This window comes from Nocardia sp. NPDC006044 (assembly GCF_042871115.1).
GTDB lineage: Bacteria > Actinomycetota > Actinomycetes > Mycobacteriales > Mycobacteriaceae > Nocardia.
In genome coordinates this window covers 424,382-447,340 of the sequence record NZ_JBIAID010000003.1, presented here as the reverse complement: position 1 = coordinate 447,340, position 22,959 = coordinate 424,382, and the positions used below count along the sequence as shown (strand labels likewise).

The window sequence follows — 22,959 nt, the reverse complement described above, 5'->3', positions numbered from 1 at the left end:
CGATCAGATGCGGAGCAGCGTGCAGGCCCAATGCATGCCGGTGCCCATGCTCAGCAGGGCGACGGTGTCACCGGTGACGAGTTCGCCGGTGGCCAGCAGCCGCTCCAGGCTCAGGAGTTGATCGGCCGGGCCGAAATGCCCGTGGTCACGGGCGATCTCGAGATTCGTGCGGTCGAGCGGTATGCCGAGCGCCTTCGCGAGATCGGCGAACGCACCGCCGTTGTCGTGCAGATACAGCACCCGTTCGATCGAGCCGATCGCGACATCCGCACTCGCGCAAGCGCGTTCGACGACATCACGATTTCGGGCGTGCAGTTGGTCGACGAAGGCCAATGCGGCGCCGCCGTTTCCGTCGAAGAAGGTGTCCATGCGGTCGATCAACGGAGGAATGGCGGGCCGTTCGGCACCGGTAAACGGGTGCGCGGCGCCACCCGCCTCCATCCGCATGAAGTCCGCGTAGCGGCCGTCGGTGACGACCTCGGTCGCCAGCCATCGGCACGACGGGTGGTCGCGCCGCAGCACCGCGGCCGCGGCGCCGTCCGAGCTGAGCGACGTGCTCGTTTCGACCCGGTCCCAATAGGATTCGGCGATGCGGTTGGCGGCGATGACCAGTGCGGTCCGGTATCGAGGGTGGGTGGCGAACTTGCCGGCGACGACGTCGAAGGCCGCGACGCCGCTACCGCAGGCTTGACTGAGCAGCATCGCCTCCGCGTGCCGGGCATCGAGGCGGCCCGTCACCGCGGCGGCGGCGTCCCAGTACAGATACTCGGCGATATCGGTGATCGCCAGGATCACCAGATCGACCTCGTCGGCCTCGACACCGGCGCGCCGCAGGGCGGTCTCTCCCGCTCGGACGGCCAGATCGGTCAGTCCGGTCTCCTCCGGTGCGCGATGCAGGCGGCGATAACCCCACTGCCGCACCTTCGCGTCGTCGGTGATGCCGTTGGCCGCCAGCTCGTCGAGCGGGACCGGCGTGCCCAGCGCGTAGCCGATGGCCATGATTCCCAATGACATTCGTCGTCCCTCCGCTGCGACTAGCGCACGCCGTTGATGTCCTCGGTGCTCACCGCGAACCGGCCGGTCGCCCACGCGAGCGCGCGCCCGAACTGGTCGAAACTGGTGCGATTGATGTTGTCCAGGTTGTCGCAGGCCTGGTGGTAGCAGCGGTCGAGCATCTCGCCCTCGACACCGCCGAACATCTGCACCCAATCCGCCTTCTTGACCGTGTCGGCGCCGCCGTTGACGCCGCCCGCCGGAATGCCCGCGTCGATGAACGGGGAATGGTCGGAGCGGCCGTCCAGGATCAGCCCGACGGTGGGCAGATTCCGCTCGGCGAAGTATCCGTTGATCAGGGCGGAGATCTGATCGGAGCCGGCCGGTCCCTGGCCGTTCGCGGTCTTGCCGTTGTAGACCTGACGGGCGAAGTTGGGCGAGCCGATCATTTCCGCGTTCAGATAGAGGGCGGTGTTCTTGCGCTGCTCGGGGGAGAGCCGATCGACGTAGAACTGCGAGCCCGCCAGACCCTTCTCCTCGGCGGCCCACCAGGCGAACCGCACCTTGTTGCGGACCTGATCGCGGTACGGGGCCAGGCGCAGCGCCGTCTCCAGGTTGACCGCGGCGACGGAGCCGTTGTCGTTGATCCCGGGACCGGTGTCGACGGAGTCCAGGTGTGCGCCGACCACGATCATGTTGTCCGCGCGGCCGGTGGGGGTGTCGGCGATGAGGTTGAAAGTGTTGGTTTGGATTTCGGCGCCGCGCAGGTCGAGGGTGAGCTGCACCGGGCCGGCCGCGACCTCGCCGATCAACTGCTCGGCCTCGCCGCGGGCCAGGGTGGCGGTGGGGATGCGCGCGTCGGTGGGCGGGACCATCCGGTAGCGCAGATTGAGCGTCGGGTTCGGGGTGTCGCCGTTCATCAGCATCGCCGCCGCGCCGACTTCGGCGGCCACCAGCTGCTTTTGGGTGATGAAGCAGTCGCCCACCCGGACCAGCACGATCTTGCCGCGCACATCGCTGTTCGCGTAATCGTCAGCGCTGCAACCGGTGTCCTTACCGGTGGGCAGGCTCAGGGCGGCGTTCAGGCCGCCGTTCGGCGTGGGCCGGGAGAATCGAGCGATCACCGGGTGCAGCGGGCGGGCCTGCGGCGCGGTCACCGAGCCGGTCTCGGCCTGAATGTCGTAGTCGGGGAAGCTGAATTGCTGCCGCGTCACCTGGTATCCGGCGGCGGTGAGCCGCGCGGCCAGATACTGCGCGCTCGCCTCGTAGGCGGGCGAGCCGGACAGCCGGTTCCCGCCGAGGGCCATGGTCACCCCGGAGATCGCGGTGAGGTGCTGCCACGCTCCGTCGCCGGAGACCTCGTTCGCGAGCCGGTCGGCGAGTGCGCGATCGCCGGGGTCCGCGGCGGCGGAGATGGCTTGCGCGCCGAGCAACGCCGCCGCCGTCAGCACTACGAGGCCTTTCCAGGTGAAGTGCCTGCGCCGCAGCCGGATTCGGCCTGACATTTTCCTCATCGGGTAACTCCTGTTTTCTGGTGAATCATTGGTGCGGGCGTGGCCGAGGCCGCGCCGAAGGCTTCCGCGAGCGCGAGAATCCGGTCGGGAGTGAACAATTCGCCGCTGTAGCGCCACTGCACCCGGATCCGGTCGGCGACGAGCATGGGGTAGACCTCGATGGCGCAGGGTCTCGGCATGTCGTCGGGGCGGTCCTGGCCGACGAGTTCGTTGTCGGCGTTGGTGAGTGCTTTGGCCGGGTCTTCGGCTGCGGACAAGAATTCGGGGGTGCCCCAGAAGGAGAACTGCACCGTGGGGGTGCCTATCCGATCCAGTGCGGTGCGGATCGCGGCGTCGGGGTGGAACCTGCGCAGGGGCTCGAAGTCGAAGCCGCGCCCGGGAATCGAGCGGAGCTGTTCGGCGACGAAGGCGGCGTGATCGGCAGGCGTGCGGCGACCGGGGAGGCCGAGGGCGAACGGGTAGGTGGTGTTGAAGTAACCGACGGTGCGGCCGAGGTCGAGATCGTCGAACAGGTCCTCGCGGCCGTGGCCGACCAGTTGGACGGCGATCTCGCCGCCGCGTACGTTCAGCCAGTGCTGGATGGCGGCGGCGAGGGCGGCCAGCAGCTGTTCGGCTCGGCTGAGACCTGGAACCTGTTCTGGGGCTGGGAATTCGGTGACCAACTCGCCGGTGTTGCCCTCTACGCCGAAGGACTCGGTGTCGGCGAGACGTAGTTGGGTCGCCTCGCCCCACGAGCGGTCCAGCCAGTAGCTGGCGTCGAAGGTGTTCGGGGCGGTGCGGACCAAGTGAGCCAGTCGGCGGGCCCACTCGAAGTAGCTGGAGCTCGATGCGGGGAGTTCGGCGGTGCTCGTTCCGGCGAGCAGTGCCGAAAGGTCCTCCGTCACCACGTTCCACGAGTAGAGGTCGACCATGGTGTGGTGGATCACCAGCACGAGTTGGTCGTGGTGGCCCGGCGGGGTGCGGAAGATGCCCGCTCGGCAGACGGGGCCGTCGGACAGGTTCAGCGTGCGGTGCAGTGTGGTTGCCGTGTTGTGCACCAGGGTCGGGAGGTCGGCGGGATCGGCTGTGGTGAGGTCGAATTCGGTGACCTCGGGTAGAGCGCCGTCGGGTAGCAGCTGCCATTTGCCCGCGACGGTGCGCAGCTGGGCGCGTAAGGCGGGGTGGCGGAGAGCCAGATCCCGTACGCCGCGTTCGATGGTGTCGGTGTCGATGTTGTGCCGCAAGGTGTAGCGCACGCCGTGGTTCCAGTGGTCCGGGGTTGGTACGCCACGGGCGAGGAACTCCAGCTGGGGTGGGGTCGGGTCGGCCGTGTACTCGTCCGGTCGGATCGAAGACGCGTTGCCGGAAGCGGTTTCGGCCGGGCTGATTTCGCGCTCGGTGATCGTGGCGGCGACGGCCGCGATCGTCCGGAGTTGGAGAATGTAGCGCGGCCGCAAGGGGATGCCGTCGGTGCCCGCGTCGGCGGCGATGGCGATCGCGGAGATCGAGTCGCCGCCCAGGTCGAAGAAGTCGTCCTCGATCCCGATTCGGTCGCGGCGCAGATAGTGGGACCACAGCGCGAATAGTCGTTGCTGCAGGGCGGTATTCGGTGCCGCGTAGGCGGCGGTCGTCTGTGTGCTGGTGCTGAGCTGTGCCGGTCGGCGACGGGGCGTCGATGCGATACCGGTCGACAAGGCGCGTACCGGTGTCTCCGGTGCCAGAGACACCAGGCGATCCAGCAGTGCCTGGTATGCGTCGGCCCAGCCGCGAATCGTGCCCGCGCGCAACATCGCCGGGTCGTATTGCAGTCGGCACCGCAGTTGGTCGTCGTACTCCAGGACGGTGACCGCGACGGGGAAGGCGGCACCGCCCTGTCCGACATCGAGGAGCTCCACTGCCGGGCCGTCAGTGCCGAAGCGCCGCAACGGTTCTACGTCGCTGGTGACGGTGAACATGGTGGACGCCAGTGGGTCCGCCGAGTGGGGGCGCGCCAATCGCCGGAGGCGATCGGTAGGTAGGTCCTGATGGTCGAGGGCGCGCAGCGCGGCGGTGCGTACCGTGGTGAGCAGGGCGGTGATCGACTGCTCGGGCCGCACCGTGGCGCGCACGACCAATGTCGTGGCGTAGTTGCCGACCACCGGTTCATCGATCGGCTTGCGTCCGGCCGCCGGGAACGCCACGCAGACGTCCTGCTCGCCGGTGATCTGCCGAAGCAGTGTCATCCAGGCCGCCAACAGCACGGTGTTGAGGGAACAGCGTTCGCGTCGTGCGAGTTCGCGTAGTCGTGCGGCGCGGGCATTGTCGATCGGCAGCGCCAATTCGCCTGTGCTGTCCGCTGTTTCGCTTGGCTCCGGATCGGTGGGCAAGGGCACATAGGGTGCGCCGGACAGATATTCCGACCAGAAATCGATCAGGTCGGTTCCCGCCGGCCCGTCCAGGAGCGCTTGCTGATCGGCGACGTAGTCGGCGTAACGGCGTTCCGGCGCGGGCAGGGCGATCGGGTCACCGCCCAATTCGGCGAACAGCAGGCTCCACGACCAGCCGTCCACGAACAGGTGATGGAAGACGGGCAGCAGGATCGTCTGTGCACCATCACTGAACTCGGCCCGCACCAAGAGATATCGACTCGACGGACCGTAGGGCGACAGTGGCTCGGCGACCAGCGCCCGCAGCCGGTCCAGCAGTTCCGCACGCCCCTCGGCCACGGCGACGCCGGTCAGATCGACCACCAGCTCGGTGAGCCGCACCCGAACCTCATCGACAGGCGTAACCACCTGCCGGGGCCCGTCGGCGGTATCCACGACCCGCGCCCGCAGCATCGGATGCCGCGCCACGACCACCCGCAGCCGCTCGGTGACCGCCGCGATATCCACCTCACCGTCGAGCAGCAACGCGGCAGGCACGTTGTACGCCCCGGTGTCAGGGTCGAGCCGGTCCGCAGCCCAGATCGCCATCTGTTGCCCAGACAGCGGGCTCTCCTCGGCGTGTGAGCTCTCCAGCGACGAAACCGCAGTCGGCTCCTCGTGGGTCTGGCCGGCGGTTGCGGAGGAGCCCCTGCCGACCAATTCCGCTACTGCCGAGGCGGTTTCGCCCAGGTCTTGATAGTCGTACAGGTCGAGGACGCCGAGGTCGGTGCCGAATTGCTCGTTGATCCGGGCGACCCATTGGGCTCCGTTGAGGGAGGTGCCGCCGACGTCGAAGAAGTCGTCTTCGGGCTGTAGTCCCGGCTCTTTGAGTACCTGCCTGGCCAGGTCGATCACGGTCTCCGCGACGGAGTGGGGTTGCAGCGCGGTCGATGCCTCGGCAACGGAGGTGAATGAGGTGCCGCCGGTGAGTGGCGTGTTGTCGGTGTGCGTCGTCCCGTTGGGAACTGATGCGGGGCCGGCGAGCGCTGGGGTGGAGGGGGTTCCATCTACCAACGCCGCGTTGGGGTTGGGGGCCGTTCGTGCGCCAGCGATCGTGGCGGGGGACGTGATTCCAGCGGGAGCTGTATCGCTGGCGGATACGGTGCCGCCGTTGAGTGATTCGTCGGTGAGCGGAGTGGTGTCGGTGAATGATGCAGCGGTGGTCGAGGTTTGGCTGCCCGCCGGCGGTATGGACGCGGTGGGCGCTGCGGGGGTGGAGGTTGCGTTCGCCGTGGTTGATGCGGCGGAGGGGCCCTCGCCGACCAATTCCGCGACAGCTGCGGCTGTTTCGCCCAGGTCTTGATAGTCGTACAGGTCGAGCACGCCGAGGTCGGTGCCGAACCGGTCGTTGATCCGGGCGACCCATTGGGCTCCGTTGAGGGAGGTGCCGCCGACGTCGAAGAAATCGTCCTCGGGTTGCAGTGCCGGCTCTTTGAGTACCTCTCGTGCCAGCGCGATCACGACCTCGGCGACCGAGGGTGCCGGGGGCTCAGGTGTAGGCCGGGGCGTGGTGGTGGCGTTCGAGGTGGTCGGTTCACCGGCCGGGGCAGTGTCAGCGGGCGATGTGTCATCCACCGCTTTGCAGATGGCAGGTGTCGCGACGCTGGACGCTGATGTGGCGGTGGATGATGTAGCGGCGGTGAGCGATACGCCGGTCGTGGGTAGTGGGGCCGCAGTGGACCACGCGTCGGTGGACGTTGCATCGCTGGTGGGGGCTGTGCCGCCGGTCGGTGACGTAGGCGTGGGCGCGGCGCCGTTGGCCGACGCGGCGATCCGGGATGGTGTCGCGATGGGGATGGGTGATGCGGTCGTGACGGTGGGGGATGCGTCAGACGTCGGTGCATGGGGTGTGGCGACCGTGGGCCAGCAGTGCACCTCGGCCATCGGAGCGACGGGGAGTTCGAGTCGCCGGCGAGGTGTCTGGCCGTACACGCCGCGCCAATTCATCTGGTGCCCGGTGAGATACAGCTGGCGGAGGGCGTCGGCCAGGGTTGAGGTGACTGCGGCGGACGGGTGGTCGGCGAGCAGGGTCGACAGCTCGGTGCCTGGTGCCAGATCGATGATGACCGGGGCGGCGGGCAGGCCGGCCATGGCTTTGGCGAGGGCATCGGCTCTCGGTGGGTGGGGTGCGACGGTTTCGGCGTGGAGGGCGGTTGCCAGGTCGTCGTCGCCCCTGGCAACTCGGGCCGCGGTCGCACCGATTCCGTGCGTGAGGAGCAGGTCCGGCGTGATTCCGGCGTCGGCGAGGACTTGATGTGCGCCGAGCAGCCAGATCAGTCCGCGCTGCGTGGGTGTCCAGTCTTCTTCTGTCGCAGAAGATTTGGCCTCGCAGATGATGCGGGCGAAGGCGGGGAACGTGTCGGCGGCTGCTTGCAGTTGGTCGGCGGGCAAATCGCTGATATCGCCCAGAGCGACCACAACGGGGGTGGGATCCGATGGTCCCTGCTGATCGCCGGGTGTCGCCAAGGTGTCGGACAGCCGCTCCAGCAGTTCCTTCGCGTCGTGCACGACCCAGGCGTGGCGGTGCGCGAAATGCTCACGGCCCAAGGACAATACGGCCGCTGCGGTGACGAGGTCGAACGAACCCGGATCGGCGGCGACCTGATCGTGCAGGGCCTGCACTTGGGCGCGTAGGCCGGCGCTGTCGCGGGCCGAGAGCACGATCACCTGGGCACCGCCCGACGGGGCGGCGGCGGACTCGGTAGGCTCCGGCGCCTGGATGATCATGTGCGCGTTGGTGCCGCTCAGGCCGAAGCTGCTGATTGCGGCGTAGCGCGCGCCGTCCGCCCACGGCTGGACGCGATCGGCGATGCGCAACGGCGCACCGTCTATGTCCAGCAACGGATTCGGCCGTTCGAGGTGTGCGGTCGGGAAGATCTCGCCGGCCCGGAATTGCGCGAGGATGCGGACCAGTCCGGCGAACGCGGCCATGCAGCCGAGGTGGCCGACGTTCGCCTTGATCGAGGAGACCGCGGGCCCAGCTTCGTCGAGCTGCCCGGCGTACGCGTCGAGCAGCCCCTGGATCTCGATCGGGTCGCCGATCTTCGTGCCGGTGCCGTGCGCCTCGACGTATCCGATTGCCGCAGCGGATATTTGCGCGTCGCGCAGGGCCGCGGTGATGACCTCGGTCTGGGCCTGCGGGCTCGGCGCGGTGAGCCCTGCGCCGCGCCGAGCGTCCTGGTTGACCGCACTGCCGCGGAGTATCGCGTGCACCGTGTCGCCGTCGCGCAGGGCGGCGTCGAGCGGTTTGAGCAGGACGAAACCGCCACCCTCGCCGTAGGTGGTGCCGTCGGCGCCGACGTCGAACGGCCGGCACCGATCCACGGGGGAGAGCACGCCCATACCGTCGGCGCCGCGCTGCGGGAGCGCTCCGAGGACCAGCTCGTAGCCGCCGGCCAGCGCCAGATCGCTTTCGCCCCTGGCGAGTTTCCAGCGCGCCTCGTGCAAGGCGATCAGGAAGGACGAGCACGCGGTGTCCACCACCTGCGCCGCGCCGCGCAGATCCAGGTGATACGCGATACGCCCGGCGGCGTAGGCGTGCAGGCTGCCGGTCTTGGCTTGGCCGCTGTGGCGCTCTTCGGCAGGCAGCAGGTCGGACAGGCTCGGATGCGGAGCGCCGTACCCGCCGACCACCACGGCCGTATTCGTCCCGGCCAATTCCGCGGGCGCGTAACCCGCGTGCCCGATCGCGCGGCAGGCCAGGTGCAGCATGCGCCGCTGCCTCGGATCGATCAGTTCGGCTTCCGCCTTGGCCAAGCCGAAGTAGCGGTAGTCGAAGCCGGTGATGTCATCGATCCAGCCGCCCTCCCGGTCGGTCGCGGACCGGGCCACGCCGGTGGCCTCGGCCCGCGCGTCCGGGAAGCGGTGCATGGTGTCCCGGCCGTGGCGCAACAGCGCGGTGAGCGAGTTCCAGTCGGGACAGCCGGGTAGTTCGAAGGCGACGCCGATCACGGCGACCGCCGCTGCGTCCTCGCGGTTGTTCATAGCCGTGTCGTTTCTTTCTCGGTGGTCATCGCCCGGACCTCGGGCAGCGCGATGATCGCCAGGTTCACCACCGCGACCAGGACGGCCATGGTCAGCAGCGGGACGGCGTTGCCGGTGGCCGCGGCGATCGGAGCGGCCACGGCCATGCCGAGCGGGCGCGCGGCGAAGGACAGCAGCGCGTCGTAGGAATCGGCGCGGGCCAGTGCCTCGGCCGGGAACTCACGCTGCATCGTGGTCTGCCACACCGTGTTCAGCAGCCCGACGCCGAGCATGGCGGCGCCGTAGGCGATGGCGTCGACCCAATTCGGCAGCAGCGCCGCGAAACTGATCATCGGCAGGGCGAAGAGCGCGCCGCACAGCGACGTCAGCACCAGCGGACGGCGCGCCCGCAGCCGGGGCGCGACCAGCGAGCCGATCACCACCCCGGCCATGCCTGCCTGATAGATCAGCACCCAGGACACCTCGCCGCCCAGCGAGTGCACGGCGATCAGCGGTCCGAGCGTCATGAGCACGCCCGCAGCGAGATTGGAGACGCCGTGACCGATCAGGTTGGACCAGAACCACGCTCGGCTGCGCACCTCGAGCCAGCCGTCGGCCAGCTGCCGGAAGAACGTCACCGGATGCGCGATCGCCGGTCTGGGTGCGATCCGGAGTCCGCCGAGGGTGCAGGCCGCGACCGCGAACAGCACGGCGGTGGCGACGAATGTCCAACCCGCGCCGACGGTTACGGTCAGCACGCCGGCCACGCCGGGACCGGCCACCAGGGTGACGCCGCGGACCACGCCGAGATAGCTGTTGGCCTGCAACCGATGCGCCTGCGGCACGGTCGCGAAGACCAGCGGCGACATCGTCGGGGTGCCGAAGGCGACGCCGATGCCGGTGATCGCCGAGAGGATCACCAGATCGGTGATTCGCACTACGCCACAGAGCAATTCGATACCGATGCCGAGCTGGGCGAGCCCGCGCGTCATATCCGCGGCGAACGCCACCTTCTGCGGCGGGAACCGGTCGGCGAGCACCCCGCCGATCGGCAGCAACACCAACTGCGGCAACAATTCCGCCGCGAGCACGATGCCCAGATCGCTGCCCCGTCCGGTGGCGTCGATCACCGCGAGGGTGAGCGCCATCGGCACCAGGGCGGTGGCCAGGAAGGACAGCGTGCGCCCGAGCAGCAGGCGACCGAAACCGGGAACCTGCGCCATGGTTTTCAGCATTGGCACGTCCCGTGCGCGTGCGCGAACGGTTCGCAGAGATGTGCCAGCAACGGTTCCGGCGCGCTGAGGAAGTCGTAGTGACCACCCTCGACCACCGGGAAGCGGACGTCGGCCGAATAGTGCTGCCAGCCGCGCAGTTCCGCCGCGGTGACCTCCGGGTCCTCGGACCAGTGCAGCACGGTGATCGGGAACGGCACCTCGATCGGCGCGGACCTGCGATAGACCCGATTGGCGGTCAGATCCTCGTGCAGGATGGCCAGGCCGAGCTCGATCAACTGCGGGTGCACCAGCCCGCCGCGGGTGGCGGTGAGGAATTCCAGCTCCGCGCGCAACTCGTCATCGGACATGTCCAGGAATCGATCGTGCGGGCAGTCGTGCGGCGCGACCTGCGCGGAGACGAACAGCTGCTGCGGCGTCGGGAGTCCGCGTTCGGCCAGCAGCCGGGCGGTTTCGAAGGCGGGCAGCGCGCCGGCGCAGTGCCCGAAGAAGGCGAACGGCCGGTCGAGGTGCGGCAGCAGCTGTTCGGCGAGCACCTCGGCCAGATCTTCGTAGGTGCCGTAATGCCGTTCCCGGAGCCGGTTTTCGCGTCCCGGCAGCTGGATGGAGCAGACCTCGATGCCCCCGATGCGGCGCGGCCATTGGTTGAACATGGACCCGCCGACGCCGGAGTACGGGAAGCAGAAGATCCGGGCGGTCGAGTCGTCGTCGGGTAGGCGGAGCAGCCAGCGGGTCAGCGGTGTGGTGTCGCGGAGGGTGGTATCCGAAGTCACGAGTTACATCCCTTCGTTGAAGTGCCGGCTTTCGCCGGACTGGTTCATCGGGGTCCGGATCAGGAAGTGCGTCATCCCGGCAATGAAGACGGAGGCCAGGTGTTGCGGCGGCGCGACCGGCTCGACGCCGGTGCACCGCCCGAACAGCTCCTCGAACAGCACCCGAAAGGTCAACCGCGCCAACGGTGCGCCGAGGCAGTAGTGCGGTCCGTGGCCGAAGGCGATGTGGCGGTTGTCGGTTCGGGTGACGTCGAAACGGTACGGGTCGGCGAACACCGATTCGTCGCGATTGGCCGAACCGATCCAGACCGCGACCGCCTCACCCGCCTCGACCAGCCCGCCGCTCAGCTCGGTGTCGGTGCTGGCGTAGCGCAGGAAGCTGTTGGCGGGCGAGGTCCAGCGCAGGCCCTCCTCGACGAGCCGGGGGATCAGGGCGGGGTCGGCGCGCACGGCATCCCACTGGTCCGGGTGCTCGCTCAGCGCGAGCAGGGTGCCGCTGACCGTGTGCGGCGTGGTGGCGTTCGCGCCGAGCAGCAGGCTGTAGCAGTTGTAGATGACCTCTTCGTCGGTGAGCGGGGCGCCGCCGGCGTCCATGCTCACCATGTGCCCGAGCAGATCTGCGGTCGGTTCGCTGTCGCGCAGGCGTTTGACCTGCGCGGCGAAATAGTCGAACAGCTGGTGGTGGGCGATGGCCAGCGTGGCGAATCCGTTGCGTACCTGGAACTCCGGATCCTCCGGCGCCGCGGCCATCGCCGTCCACTGCACCAGCTTGTCCCAGTCGGCCTCGGGGACGCCGAGCAGCGCGCCGGCCACCGTCATCGGCAGTTCGTATGCCCGCTGTGCGACATCCCAGGCGTCACCGGTCGACGCCGGGGCCAGGAACCGGTGCACCACGGCGCGAATCCGGTCCTGCCACGCGGCGATCGTGCGTACCGAGAGCTTCGGTTGCAGCGGTCGGCGCAACTCGGAATGCCGTGGGGGATCGGTGGATACGAGCATCTTGCCGGCCGAGATGTCGCCGTGCCCGAGCTGGGTGAGCACGCTGCCGCGTTCGGAGGTGAAGGCACGATAGTCGCCGAGCACCCGGCAGGCATCCGCATGCCGGGTGACCGACCGGAACGACCGCCCATCGGGCAGCACCTGGCGATGCAGGGGTGCGTCGACGCGCATGGCCGCCCACACCGGATGCGGATCGCCGGTGGCGAAGAAATGGGGATCGAACAGGTTGATCTGAGCCAGGTCGACGGCCGCGGGCACGTCGGTGCTGATTTTCACGCGGTCGGCCGTCCCTGCTCGACGGCCGTGGCCAGGCCGGCGGGGGTCGGATCGAGATAGAAGGTGACCGGCGAGACGGCGACGCCGTACTCGCGTTCGAGGTCGGCGGTGATCCGGACGCCGAGCAGCGAGTGGCCGCCGAGCTCGAAGAAGTCGTCGTCCGCGCCGATGCCGGCGATGCCGAAATGGTCGCTCCAGAGCGTGGTCACGGCCGTTTCCATCGCGGTGCCGGGCTCGCGATAGGCCATGGTCAGCTGTGGGCGTTCGGTGGGTCGGTCGGCCGCCAGGGCTTTCCGATCGATCTTGCCGTTGGCGGTCAGCGGGAGTGCGTCGACGATCCGGATCAGCGTCGGGACCGCGTAGGCCGGGAGCGCTTCGGTGAGAGCGCGGCGGATGTCGAGGGTGGACAGGGCGTGGTCAGGCTCGCCGACGATCCAGGCGGCCAAGCGTTTTCCGCCGCTGTGCTGGTCCTGTGGGACGACCGCGAGTTCGGCGACGCCGGGCAGCGCGGCGATCGCCGACTCGACCTCGCCGAGTTCGATGCGGAATCCGCGGATCTTCACCTGCTGGTCGGCTCGGCCCAGGTAGTCGAGGGTGCCGCTCGCTCGGCGCCGGACCAGATCGCCGGTGCGGTACATGCGCCGGCCGGGGATCTCGGCGGCCGGATCGGCGACGAAGGTTGCCGCAGTGAGCGCGGGATCTCGCCAATATCCTTGTGCCAGACCGGTTCCCGCCGCATACAGCTCACCGTCCTCGGCCGGCGCGAGGTGGGCGTCGAGCACCCGGACCGCGGTGCCCTGGATCGGTCGGCCGATCGGAACCGGACCGGACGGTTCGTCGGTAATTATGTGACAACAAGTGAAGGTGGTGTTCTCGGTTGGTCCGTAGCCGTTGATCACCGTGGTGCCGGTGAGGGTGGCCACGGCGCGCCGGACGTGTGCGGGGGACAGGACGTCGCCGCCGGCGAGCAGATAGCGCAGGCCGTTGAGTTCGTCCAGACCGGCGTCGGTGACCTGCTGGAACAGGCCCGCGGTCAACCAGAGGACGGTCACCCGGTAGTGGCCGACGAGTTTGGTCAAGTCGCTGATCGAGAGTTCCCTGGCGGGTGCGAGGACGAGTTGGGCGCCGTTGAGCAGGGCTCCCCAGATCTCCAGAGTCGAGGCGTCGAACGCGATCGGGGCGAACTGGAGGAAGACGTCGTCGGGCGTCACCGCGATGAAGTCGGTATCGACCACCAGGCGTGCCACTGCCTGGTGCGGGATACACACGCCCTTGGGCGTGCCCGTGGAGCCGGAGGTGTAGGCGAGATAGGCCGGGTGCAGCCCGGTGATGGTGACGGGTGCGGGCGGGGTGTCGGGCCGGTCCACGTCCAGCGAGACCGCGGTGAGGTCCGCGGGCAGGTCTCGCGTCTGTCCGTCGTGGGTCAGGACGATCTTTGCGTTCGATCGGCGCAGCACGAGTTCGCGGCGCCGGCGGGGCGAGCGTTCATCGAGTGCGAGGTAGCCGGCGCCCGCTTTCAGAATCGCGAGCAAGCCGACGATGGTGGTAATTCGGCGTCGGGCGTCAATTGCGACGATGTCGCCCGGGCGTACGCCGGACTCTTGCAGATGCCGGGCCAGTGCGTCGGATCGCCGGTCGAGTTCGGCATAGCTGAGTTGGCCGCCGTCGCCGATAACCGCTACCCGTTCCGGGTGCTGTTCCGCCAGCAACGTGAATCGTTCGCCGATAACCGGCGGGGATGTAAGAGCGTGTTCGTTCACAGTCAGCCTCACAATCCCGGGGATCGCCCGAGACTTTCGCGCAGAGAAATCTCACCGGGCGTGGAAAGTCTAATAAACCCGGTGCTGGATATTTGCGGACAGCACGACCAAAGATGGCGGTCGCGGCTTTTCCGCGGAGTTCGCTGACGTCGGCCCAGGGCGATGTGGGACGACATCAGAACGGGTAGAGCTCGGCATTCGCGCTGGTAGCGCGGCCGAAGCTAGTCAGGTTCGGGACTGTCCGAACCGCGGTGCCTCGACCGGCACCGGAATGTTCCGTCCGGAAAGTCCGTGCATATCTCACCCCCTGTGAGAGCTTGGTGTTCCCCTGGTTCCGAGTGAAATCATTACAGTCGATCTTACAAAGTAGCGGCAACAAAATTCATATGTGACTTGCATCACACAGCGGTAACACTCAATAATGCCTCAATTTTCGCTGGAATACCGCCCTAGCCATATAAGTCGGAATAATCTCTTACAAGACCGTAGTTTTCGGGGGTAATACTGACACGTCTTCTTTATAGGCGACTGGTCGGTATCTTATGCAGGCGAAAACGGAGGATTTCGACCGATTAATTGCCCCGCGGTACGGCACCGATCAGCGCGCGAGGGCTACGGGCAGCGCCGGCTGTTCGGCGACGAGCCGGTGGTGGCCCCGAGCAGTTCCGCCGACCGTGGTCCGCGGCAGTCGTTCCGGCTCGTCGCCACCGCCGCCTCGTCGAGTCGAGTGCGTTGGCTGGTGGAAGCTGGTCGTGCGTCGGCGGCCGACGCACGGACCATTAAACAGGCCTGATCTCGGCGGAGTACGTCCGCGACCTGACTCGACCCGGTCCTAGACGAGTTGGTCGAGGGCGATTTCGAAGGCGGTGCTGGCGAGGTTTGTGGTGAGGGGGGAGCGGGAGTGGCAGCGGTCGAGGGCGGTGGCGATGGTGGTGGAGATGTCGCCGAAGATCGCCTCGTCGGAGACTTCTACGTCGCCTTGCATCAGTAATGCGAAGGCGCGGGCCATGCCGCAGTTGGCGATGAAGTCGGGGACCACGGCGACGCTCTTGTCGGCGTGTTCGTAGATGGGGCCGTAGAAGATCTCGGAATCGGCGAACGGCACGTTGGCGCCGCTGGCGATCACCTGCAAGCCGTTCGAGGTCATGCGATCGATCTGGTCGTGGGTGACCAGACGGGACGCGGCGCACGGTAGGAACACTTCGGCGCCGAGATTCCAGATGCGGTCGTCGACCTCGTCGAACGGCAGCGCGTCGTCGGCGCGCAGCGCGTTACCTTGCTTGGCCAAGAACAACTCTCGGGTTTGCTCGAGGGTGTAGCCAGCCGGATTCAGCACACCGCCGTCGCGGTCGATGATGCCGACGATCCGGGCCCCGGCCTGGGCCGCGTAGTAGGCGGCGGCCGCGCCGACATTGCCCCAACCCTGGACGATCACCCGTTTCCCGGCGATATCGCCACCGTAGATCCGGTAGAAATGGCGGACCGATTCGGCTACGCCCCAGCCCGTGATCAAGTCCGCGACAGTGTATTTGCCATTCGGATCGGGGGTGAAGCGCCGATCCTCGACCACCTTCGCCACACCCAGTCGCAGCTGGCCCACCCGCTGGACGAGTTCCCGATCGTCGGCGCCGTAGTGCCCGTTGACCACGCCTTGCTGCGGATGCCACAACCCGTAACTCTCGGTGATCGGGACGACCTCGGCCATTTCGTCGACATTGAGATCGCCGCCGGTTCCGTAATAAGCCTTCAGCAGCGGTGCGACCGCCCGATACCACCGGCTGAGCACCTCGCCCTTGCGAGGATCACGCGGGTCGAAATCGATCCCCGATTTCGCGCCGCCGATCGCGGGCCCGGACACGGTGAACTTGATTTCCATGGTCTTCGCCAGCGATTCGACCTCGTTGCGATCGAGTCCGCGGCGCATCCGGGTTCCGCCGCCCGCCGCCCCGCCGCGCAGCGAGTTGATCACCACCCAGCCCTTCGCGGTGGTCTCGGAGTCCTGCCACTCGAACACGATCTCGGGCGCCTTCTCCTCGAACTGGAAAAGTAGGTTCTTCATCTGCGTGTTCCTCACCGTCCGGAATGTGCCGTCGACCAAAGGGGCAGGGCGGCAACCCAACTCGAGCATGATCCGAGCCGGACGGCACCCGCTGTGTCAGCAACTGTGAATTCCGGATGATTTCCGCGCAACCTGCCTAGTCACTGCCGGGCAACCTGCACAGAATGCCTGCCGCAACCGCACTATTGCGAGGCAAGATGCCTAGCCTAGTGCGGTGCATCCGGCCGATCCCCGCTCTGCGGGGGAAGTACTGCCTCTGGCCGTCGCCTGACTACCCTCGTCGAGTGGTGACCGGTGACAGTCACCCGCAAGCTCTGACGCATGGCCGCACGAAAGGCGATCGAAGCGTGAACACCGATGAGACGGTACTGAAAGTCGTCCGATACACCTCGTCGGAAATACCGCGGCACGCCGACGAGATCAAGGCGGTCTATCTCGCCGCCCACCGGTCCCGGCAGGGCGATTCTTGGTACTGCCCGGCGAACTTCTGGGCACGACTCGAGCAGCTGTATGCGCCGGTCCCCGGTTTCGAACTGGTCGCCGGGTGGCGTGACGGCCGGATAGCCGGCTATGCCTTCGGCACCCCGTATCGACGGCCGGCCGAAGCCAGAGCCAAAGCGGCGCAAGTCTTTCCGGAACTCGCCGCCGAAGCCGCGGACGCGCCGGTCTACATCTTCCGAGAGTTCTCCGTTCACCCGGACCATCAGCGTCAGGGTTACGGGCGGATCATTCACGACGCGGTCCTCGCCGAACGGCCCGAACGGCTCGCCTACCTACTGGTGCGGCGCGAGAACCCGGCCGGGGAGCTTTATGCGTCGTGGGGGTGGCGAGTCATCGGGCAGGCCCGGCCTGTCGCTGATTGGCCGTTGATGGACGAGATGGCGAAACGGCTGGGCTGACAACGGACCGGGAGCCGAGAGCGGAATACTCCTGGGTCGTTCGGCGGCGCGGAACAGTCGGTTTCCGACCGGGCATGGATACGCCATCCTGCATCGACGGCCTACGAAGGAGATTCATCATGCCGGATGTTGTCATGCCTACCCAGGTCACCCACCCCTGGCAGGCCACCGCGCGCACGGTCTTCGCCGTGCTCGTCGCACTCGCCTCGCTCATCCCCGTCGTCGCAGTCGCGGGCGGCATCGATACCGTGCCCGCTGTCGCGCAGCTGATTACGGTGTGCGGCGCGGTGACCCGCATTCTGGCGTTACCTAGCGTCGAGGAATTCCTGTCCCAGTTCCTGCCGTTCTTGGCGGCGGGCACCGACCTGTCGGGTTCGGCCGAGCGTCGCTCGCAAACGGCGCGCCGAGGACCTGGTCGTCAGTGAAATGCCCGTGCTCCTGGGCGGGATGCCGGAACCTGGAGCGGGCCGTTGGCGAGCCATGCTCCCCGGGCCGGACCGTGGGTGCGAGCCGGGACGCGATCGAGCGTTTCAGCCTGGTCGCCGGGTCCGACTCGGTCGAAGCCGACGGCGAAGCGGCGCGCGGGCAGCGCGGCCCGCATGCATGACTCGCGAGATCGCGGGTACGCGGTGGCTGTGACCTGTGTATATTGGCGACCCGCCGAGGCGCCGCGGTGAGCGGCCGAGGCCGTCCGACCCCGGACACTGACCGGGGGAGCCGGGCTTATCGTCACGCGGGGTTGTTCGTCGGCGGCGTGGTAGTGCTGGCGCTCGTCGCCATGGTGATCATCGGAGCGTGGGTCGGCCGAGCCGACTGCGCCGGTTGTGCGAGTCACCCCAGGTATCTGGTCTCCGTCGTGCCCGCGGCCATCCTGCTGGCCGGCACCCTCGGGGCATTCGGCACCACGTATCGGGTGTGGCGGCGCGGCGGTTCGTGGGTGACCTGGCAGGGCGCGGGCTGGTTTCTCATGACGATCACGCTCATCTATATCGCCATCTCGGCAGGGGCCGTACGCGATTGAGCGGCGCGTGCCACAGTTTCCGTACCGATCGACGGGGTAACGTCCCGGCATGACCTCATCGCGGGACGGCCAGGGTGGTCGGCTGGGCTTACCCGACTCGATATCGGTCGCGCTGTTCGATCTGGATGGTGTGCTGACCGATACGGCGACGGTGCATCGGCGAGCGTGGCGCGAGGTGTTCGACGACTACCTGCGCAAGCACGGTGGCCCGGAGTTTCGGCCGTTCAGCGAGGACGACTACCTGCGGTATGTCGACGGACGCCCACGCGCGGACGGAGTTCGCGAGTTCCTGCGCTCGCGGGGGATCACCCTGCCGGAGGGCGATCCGGACGCCGAGCCGGGAGATTCGACGGTGCAGGCGATCGGCAATCGCAAGAACGCGCTGCTGCTGTCGCTCATCGATCGTGAAGGCGTGCAGGTGTATTCCGGCTCGGTCGACTATCTGGCCGCGGTCCGGGCCGCCGGGTTGAAGGTCGGCGTGGTCACCGCGTCCGCGAATGCTGTTGCGGTGCTGGACACTACGGGGCTCGCCGAGAGCGTCGACGTTCGGGTGGACGGCACCGTCGTCGCCGAGCTGGGGCTGCGCGGCAAACCGGCGCCGGACGGTTTCCTCGAGGCCGCGTCCCGATTCGAGGTGCAGCCGGGGCAGGCAGCGGTTTTCGAGGACGCGGTCGCCGGGGTCGCGGCGGGACACACGGGAGGATTCGGCTTCGTCGTCGGCGTCGATCGGGTCGGCGGCAGTCACCGGCAGGAGCTGACCGAGGCCGGCGCCGATATCGTCGTCGGCGACCTGTCGGAACTGAAGGAGTAGCCGAATGGGTGCGGACCGTCGCGGCTTCGAGGTGGATCCTTGGCAATTGCGTTGGTGTGGACTGGATCTCGAGGCACTACGGCGTACGGAGTCGATCTTCGCGCTGTCGAATGGGCATATCGGCATGCGGGGCAGCTTCGAGGAAGGGGAGCCGGTCGGGGAGCCGGGCACCTACCTCAACGGCTATTACGAGAAGCGTGAATTGCCCTATGCCGAAGCGGGTTACGGATACCCGGAGAACGGCCAGACCGTGGTGAACGTCACCGACGGAAAGATCATCCGGTTGCTCGTCGGTGACGAGCCGATGGACATGCGCTACGGCGAGGCCAGAGAACACGAGCGGGTACTGGACTTCCGTTCCGGGACGTTGCGGCGCAGCACGGTATGGACCTCGCCGACCGGTCAGTCCGTGCGTATTCGTACCGAACGTCTGGTCTCGTTCACCGAACGGGCGCTGGCCGCCATTCGCTACGAGGTCGAGCCGATCGATAACGATCTGGACCTGGTGATTCAATCGGATCTGCTCGCCAATGAGCCGGTCGCGAAGCGTGGCGACGATCCGCGACTCGCGGCGACGCTCGACCGGCCGCTGGTGGCCGAATTCGCGGCAGCCCGGGATTTCCATGCCGTCCTCGCCCATCACACCAAGCGCTCCGGGCTGCGGATGGCCGCGGCGATGGACCACGAACTCGAGGCGACCGCGGAGCCGAGATGTTCGGTGGACGCCGAGGAGGATCTGGCGCGATTGACGATCGCGGTCGACGTCGCCAAGGGCGACACCCTGAAGCTGACCAAATACCTCGCCTACGGCTGGTCGAGTCAGCGCTCGACGCCGGCGTTGCGCGCACAGGTCGACGCGGCTTTGGCGGCGGGAATGGAGACCGGCTGGGACGAGTTGCTCGCCCGCCAGCGTGCCTACCTCGACGATTTCTGGTCGAGTGCCGATGTCGAGATCGACGGCGATCCGGAAATGCAGCAGGCGGTGCGCTTCGCGCTGTTCCATGTGCTGCAAGCTGGCGCACGCGGCGAGACCAGGGCGATACCGGCCAAAGGGCTGACCGGGCCTGGCTATGACGGCCATTCGTTCTGGGACACTGAGACTTTCGTGCTTCCCGTGCTGATTCACACCGTGCCGATGGCCGCGGCGGACGCGCTGCGTTGGCGACATTCCACGCTGGATCTGGCGCGGCAGCGGGCGCGCGAGCTCGGTCAGTCCGGGGCGATGTTTCCGTGGCGATCGATCAACGGCGAGGAAGGGTCCGGTTACTGGCCGACCGGTACCGCCGCCGTGCACGTCACCGCCGATATCGCCGACGCCGTCATCAGGTACGTCGCGGCGACCGGGGATGAGCAGTTCGAGAAAAGTTGCGGCGTAGAGCTTTTGGTGGAGTCCGCGCGATTCTGGGCCGATCTCGGCCATCTGGATTCGGCCGGGATCTTCCGGATCGACGGGGTCACCGGACCGGACGAGTATTCGGCGCTGGCGGACAACAACATCTACACCAACCTGATGGCACAGCGGAATCTGCTGGGCGCGGTGGCCGCGTGTGAGCGGCACCGCGCGGTGGCGCAGCGGCTCGGGGTGTCCGACGCCGAGATCGGCCGGTGGCGCGACTGCGCGAAGAATCCGGCCATGCCGTACAACGCCGACCTCGACGTGCACGAACAGTCCGAGGGCTTCACCCGTTACGCGCGTTGGGATTTCGCGGGTACCCCGGCCCATAACTATCCATTGCTGCTGCACTATCCGTACTTCGATCTGCACCGCAAGCAGGTGGTCAAGCAGGCCGATCTGACGTTGGCGATGTACCTGTGCCCCACCGCGTTCACGCCGGAGCAGAAGGCCAGGAACTTCGACTATTACGAAGGGCTGACCGTCCGCGATTCGTCGCTGTCGGCCTGTGCCCAATCCATTATGGCGGCAGAGGTCGGTCACCTCGGCCTGGCCTATGACTACTTCGTCGAGTCCGCGCTGACCGACCTGCACGATCTGCACCACAACGTGCCCAGCGGCTTACACATAGCCTCACTCGCGGGCACCTGGAGTTGCTGCGTAGCTGGTTTCGGCGGCATGCGCGAATGCGACGGCGAACTACAGTTCGCCCCAAGGCTTCCCGAGGCGCTGAACCGGCTCGCGTTCCGAATCATGTGGCGCGGCAGTCGTTTATCGGTCGAAATCACCCGCCAGGAAGTCGTCTACCGCCTGCTCTCCGGCGACCCGTTGACCTTCCGTCACCACGGCCACCGCCACACCCTCGCCCACGACCCCCAGTCCCTGGCAATCCCCGACCTGCCCTCTCGACCGACACCGGAACCCCCGGACGGGCGCGCGCCGTATCAACGGCCGGGGGATCGGTCACTGTAGGGACCGATCCGAGGTTGCGGACTGGTGGTCGAGCGCGAGCTGAGCGCGTAGTTCTCTCGGTGTCACGGACACCTCGGTCAAGCGATCGATGGCTGCTCGGTTTATCGCCGACAACCATGCGCGGATGTCGAACTGTGCCAAACCCGTGCGGAGTTTCAGATCCAACTGCGCTCGGTACTCGGCGCGGCGCCGGCGCTCGCGAGCGGCCAGGCGCTGGATTTCCAGGGAGACCAGGTCGGCCCACTCGTTGTCCAGGGCTGGAGTTGGCGGGCCGTCGGGTTCGCTGCTGTCGAATCGGGATTCGAGGTGGCGCAGCACATGTGCGGCCACCGAAACGGAATGGTTCTTGATAGTCGCCAGATTGAAACCGAAGGCGCCGAGACGTCCGTGCCGGACTATTTCGTCGCCTTCGCGCGGAGCTCCCACCGCGCAGATCGCTCCGGACCCGCGACCATCGGCCATGAGCAAGGTGCCGAATTCGTCTACCTCCACGCCTCTTCCGGTCTTTCGGTGCGGCACGGCCAAGCCGCTGCTCAAAAGACGTTGCCACAGTGGGGAAGCCACCTCGGTGTAGTCGAACTCGCGGCCGAAGTTGGAGATGACCAGGTCCGCCTCCACGGTCCGCGGAGACCCACCGCCGGACAGCGTCAGCGACAATCGGTCTTGCCCGAGCGGCCGCACGTCCGTGACCCGGCCGGTGATCACCTGGACCTGGCCGCTGTCGCGGTAGGCGGAATCCACGAGTGCGGTCGTATAAGCCATCGCGCTGACCCGCAGAGTGGCGATACGGCTGCCGTACCGGGCCAAGAGGGTCTGCAAGTCCTCGGCGGAAACGTGCCGGATTATTTCGGGTAGATGCGCTTCCCAGGATTTCGCGATGCGCTCCGAGATCACCGTGGGATGCACCTCGGGATGCTGACCGGCAACGAAAAGACAGGCTCGCAGCCACTCGGCTTCGAATTGACCGGCGAGCGTTGCGCTTCCACGCTCGACATCGATGGTGGGCGCCGGGATATCCAGGACCCCATGTCGATGGTCGGCCGGATATGTTCTCGGTGTCAGGCTCGACGGCGAAATCATGTAGATCGGGCCGGCGTGCCCTTGACGTAGCAGTAGTGCGGCGAAATCGTAGGCGCTGAGCATCGTGCCGATGATCGCGACGACCGCATGCGGCGGAAGCGTCCGGATTCGCTCCACCGCCGCGCCGGTGTACGGCATTCGAAGGTAGGACGGGTGATCGAGCACGGCAGCCGCGAACCGCGGGTGACGCAGTTCGGGCCCGGTCGCGAGAATAATGTGGTCGGCGTCGAGGGTGGTCGATCCGAGACCGGGTTCTTTTCCCGGCCAGGACAGGTTTTCGATGACGGCGGTGACGCCGGCGGCGCACGGCACCAGGTCGATCATCTCGCCGTCTGCCTCCCGCAGGACGACGCCGGCACAAGCTTCCCCGGCGGCTTCGGTCAGCCGTTGAGCGAGGTAATCGGCGTACAGCCGGCGCGGAGCCGGATCCGATTCGAAGAATGTGACGTCTCGCCATTCCGCTGACCACGCGGACCGATCGGCTTCCTCGTTGGCCCAATTCAGAAAGTCGTCGACGTCCTCACGGAACGCCGACATCCGGCCCGCTTGGATATTGAAGACGTGGCTCCACGGATTTCCCGCCGGGAAATAGGCGACCCCCGCGTGTCTGTGTTCTTTCCGGCGTTCGAGGAGGACGATCTCAACCGGCTCGGTGGCGAACCGCAGCAGCCGTATCGTTGTGGCGGTACCTGCCAAACCCGCGCCGACCACGACGATTCGCCGAGATCTGTGTGGAGACTCCACCTGCCGTACCCCTCATCAGCTCGAAATCGCGACAACCCGCCTACGGTAATCCCTTGCGCCAGTTCGAGTCTGCGCAATGGCGCACG

14 protein-coding genes are annotated in these 22,959 nt (G+C 67.3%); 5 read left to right on the top strand and 9 right to left on the bottom strand.

Annotated elements, in window-relative coordinates; all coding sequences use genetic code 11:
* Window positions 1-3: 3 nt before the first annotated feature.
* From ACFYO1_RS26625 to ACFYO1_RS26590, 8 genes are all read right to left on the bottom strand, one after another.
* Window positions 4-1,014, bottom strand: a complete 1,011-nt coding sequence (locus ACFYO1_RS26625) for a 3-oxoacyl-ACP synthase III family protein (RefSeq protein ID WP_387236395.1) — start codon at window positions 1,012-1,014, stop codon at window positions 4-6.
* A 20-nt stretch (window positions 1,015-1,034) separates the two neighbouring features.
* Window positions 1,035-2,507 carry a M28 family peptidase gene (locus ACFYO1_RS26620; protein ID WP_387236392.1) on the bottom strand — a complete coding sequence of 491 codons (1,473 nt, stop codon included), beginning with the start codon at window positions 2,505-2,507 and terminating at the stop codon, window positions 1,035-1,037.
* Window positions 2,504-8,875, bottom strand: coding sequence for a condensation domain-containing protein (locus ACFYO1_RS26615; RefSeq protein WP_387236390.1), 6,372 nt, complete (start codon window positions 8,873-8,875; stop codon window positions 2,504-2,506). The genes ACFYO1_RS26620 and ACFYO1_RS26615 overlap by 4 nt, the downstream gene beginning before the upstream one ends.
* The gene (locus tag ACFYO1_RS26610; protein ID WP_387236387.1) at window positions 8,872-10,077 is read right to left on the bottom strand and encodes an MFS transporter; all 1,206 of its coding nucleotides are present in this window, start codon (window positions 10,075-10,077) and stop codon (window positions 8,872-8,874) included. Before ACFYO1_RS26610 ends, ACFYO1_RS26615 begins: the two co-directional genes overlap by 4 nt.
* 5 nt (window positions 10,078-10,082) lie before the next feature.
* A complete protein-coding gene (locus ACFYO1_RS26605; protein WP_387236384.1) occupies window positions 10,083-10,859 on the bottom strand; it encodes a thioesterase II family protein in 777 nt (258 codons plus the stop codon).
* Between the two features lie 3 nt (window positions 10,860-10,862).
* Window positions 10,863-12,134, bottom strand: coding sequence for a cytochrome P450 (locus ACFYO1_RS26600; protein ID WP_387236381.1), 1,272 nt, complete (start codon window positions 12,132-12,134; stop codon window positions 10,863-10,865).
* Window positions 12,131-13,843: an amino acid adenylation domain-containing protein gene (locus ACFYO1_RS26595; protein WP_387236378.1), complete on the bottom strand. Its 1,713-nt coding sequence runs from the start codon at window positions 13,841-13,843 to the stop codon at window positions 12,131-12,133. Before ACFYO1_RS26595 ends, ACFYO1_RS26600 begins: the two co-directional genes overlap by 4 nt.
* A gap of 883 nt (window positions 13,844-14,726) precedes the next feature.
* A complete protein-coding gene (locus tag ACFYO1_RS26590) occupies window positions 14,727-15,953 on the bottom strand; it encodes a Glu/Leu/Phe/Val dehydrogenase dimerization domain-containing protein (RefSeq protein WP_387236375.1) in 1,227 nt (408 codons plus the stop codon).
* 347 nt (window positions 15,954-16,300) lie between these two features.
* On the opposite strand from ACFYO1_RS26590, the gene ACFYO1_RS26585 reads away from it, so the two are divergent.
* The 5 genes from ACFYO1_RS26585 (at window position 16,301) to ACFYO1_RS26565 (ending at window position 21,049) form a co-directional block, all read left to right on the top strand.
* Window positions 16,301-16,852 (top strand): GNAT family N-acetyltransferase, encoded by a 552-nt coding sequence (locus ACFYO1_RS26585; protein ID WP_387236372.1) that lies wholly within the window; start codon window positions 16,301-16,303, stop codon window positions 16,850-16,852.
* 119 nt (window positions 16,853-16,971) lie between these two features.
* Window positions 16,972-17,277, top strand: coding sequence for a hypothetical protein (locus ACFYO1_RS26580; RefSeq protein WP_387236369.1), 306 nt, complete (start codon window positions 16,972-16,974; stop codon window positions 17,275-17,277).
* A 329-nt stretch (window positions 17,278-17,606) separates the two neighbouring features.
* Entirely contained in the window at window positions 17,607-17,873 is a 267-nt protein-coding gene (locus ACFYO1_RS26575) for a hypothetical protein (protein WP_387236367.1), read from the top strand.
* A gap of 49 nt (window positions 17,874-17,922) precedes the next feature.
* The gene (locus ACFYO1_RS26570; RefSeq protein WP_387236364.1) at window positions 17,923-18,684 is read left to right on the top strand and encodes an HAD family hydrolase; all 762 of its coding nucleotides are present in this window, start codon (window positions 17,923-17,925) and stop codon (window positions 18,682-18,684) included.
* A 4-nt stretch (window positions 18,685-18,688) separates the two neighbouring features.
* On the top strand, window positions 18,689-21,049 hold the full coding sequence (locus ACFYO1_RS26565; protein WP_387236361.1) for a glycoside hydrolase family 65 protein: 2,361 nt from the start codon (window positions 18,689-18,691) through the stop codon (window positions 21,047-21,049).
* Here ACFYO1_RS26565 and ACFYO1_RS26560 read toward each other — a convergent pair.
* On the bottom strand, window positions 21,041-22,873 hold the full coding sequence (locus ACFYO1_RS26560; RefSeq protein ID WP_387236359.1) for an FAD/NAD(P)-binding protein: 1,833 nt from the start codon (window positions 22,871-22,873) through the stop codon (window positions 21,041-21,043). The two genes, ACFYO1_RS26565 and ACFYO1_RS26560, sit on opposite strands and share 9 nt — an antisense overlap.
* Between the last annotated feature and the right edge of the window lie 86 nt (window positions 22,874-22,959).

Coding starts and splice junctions, on each gene's coding strand:
- ACFYO1_RS26570 (WP_387236364.1), top strand. CDS start 17,923: ATGACCTCATCGCGGGACGGCCAGGGTGGTCGGCTGGGCTTACCCGAC.
- ACFYO1_RS26615 (WP_387236390.1), bottom strand. CDS start 8,875: ATGAACAACCGCGAGGACGCAGCGGCGGTCGCCGTGATCGGCGTCGCC.
- ACFYO1_RS26625 (WP_387236395.1), bottom strand. CDS start 1,014: ATGTCATTGGGAATCATGGCCATCGGCTACGCGCTGGGCACGCCGGTC.
- ACFYO1_RS26565 (WP_387236361.1), top strand. CDS start 18,689: ATGGGTGCGGACCGTCGCGGCTTCGAGGTGGATCCTTGGCAATTGCGT.
- ACFYO1_RS26590 (WP_387236375.1), bottom strand. CDS start 15,953: ATGAAGAACCTACTTTTCCAGTTCGAGGAGAAGGCGCCCGAGATCGTG.
- ACFYO1_RS26610 (WP_387236387.1), bottom strand. CDS start 10,077: ATGGCGCAGGTTCCCGGTTTCGGTCGCCTGCTGCTCGGGCGCACGCTG.
- ACFYO1_RS26580 (WP_387236369.1), top strand. CDS start 16,972: ATGCCGGATGTTGTCATGCCTACCCAGGTCACCCACCCCTGGCAGGCC.
- ACFYO1_RS26620 (WP_387236392.1), bottom strand. CDS start 2,507: ATGAGGAAAATGTCAGGCCGAATCCGGCTGCGGCGCAGGCACTTCACC.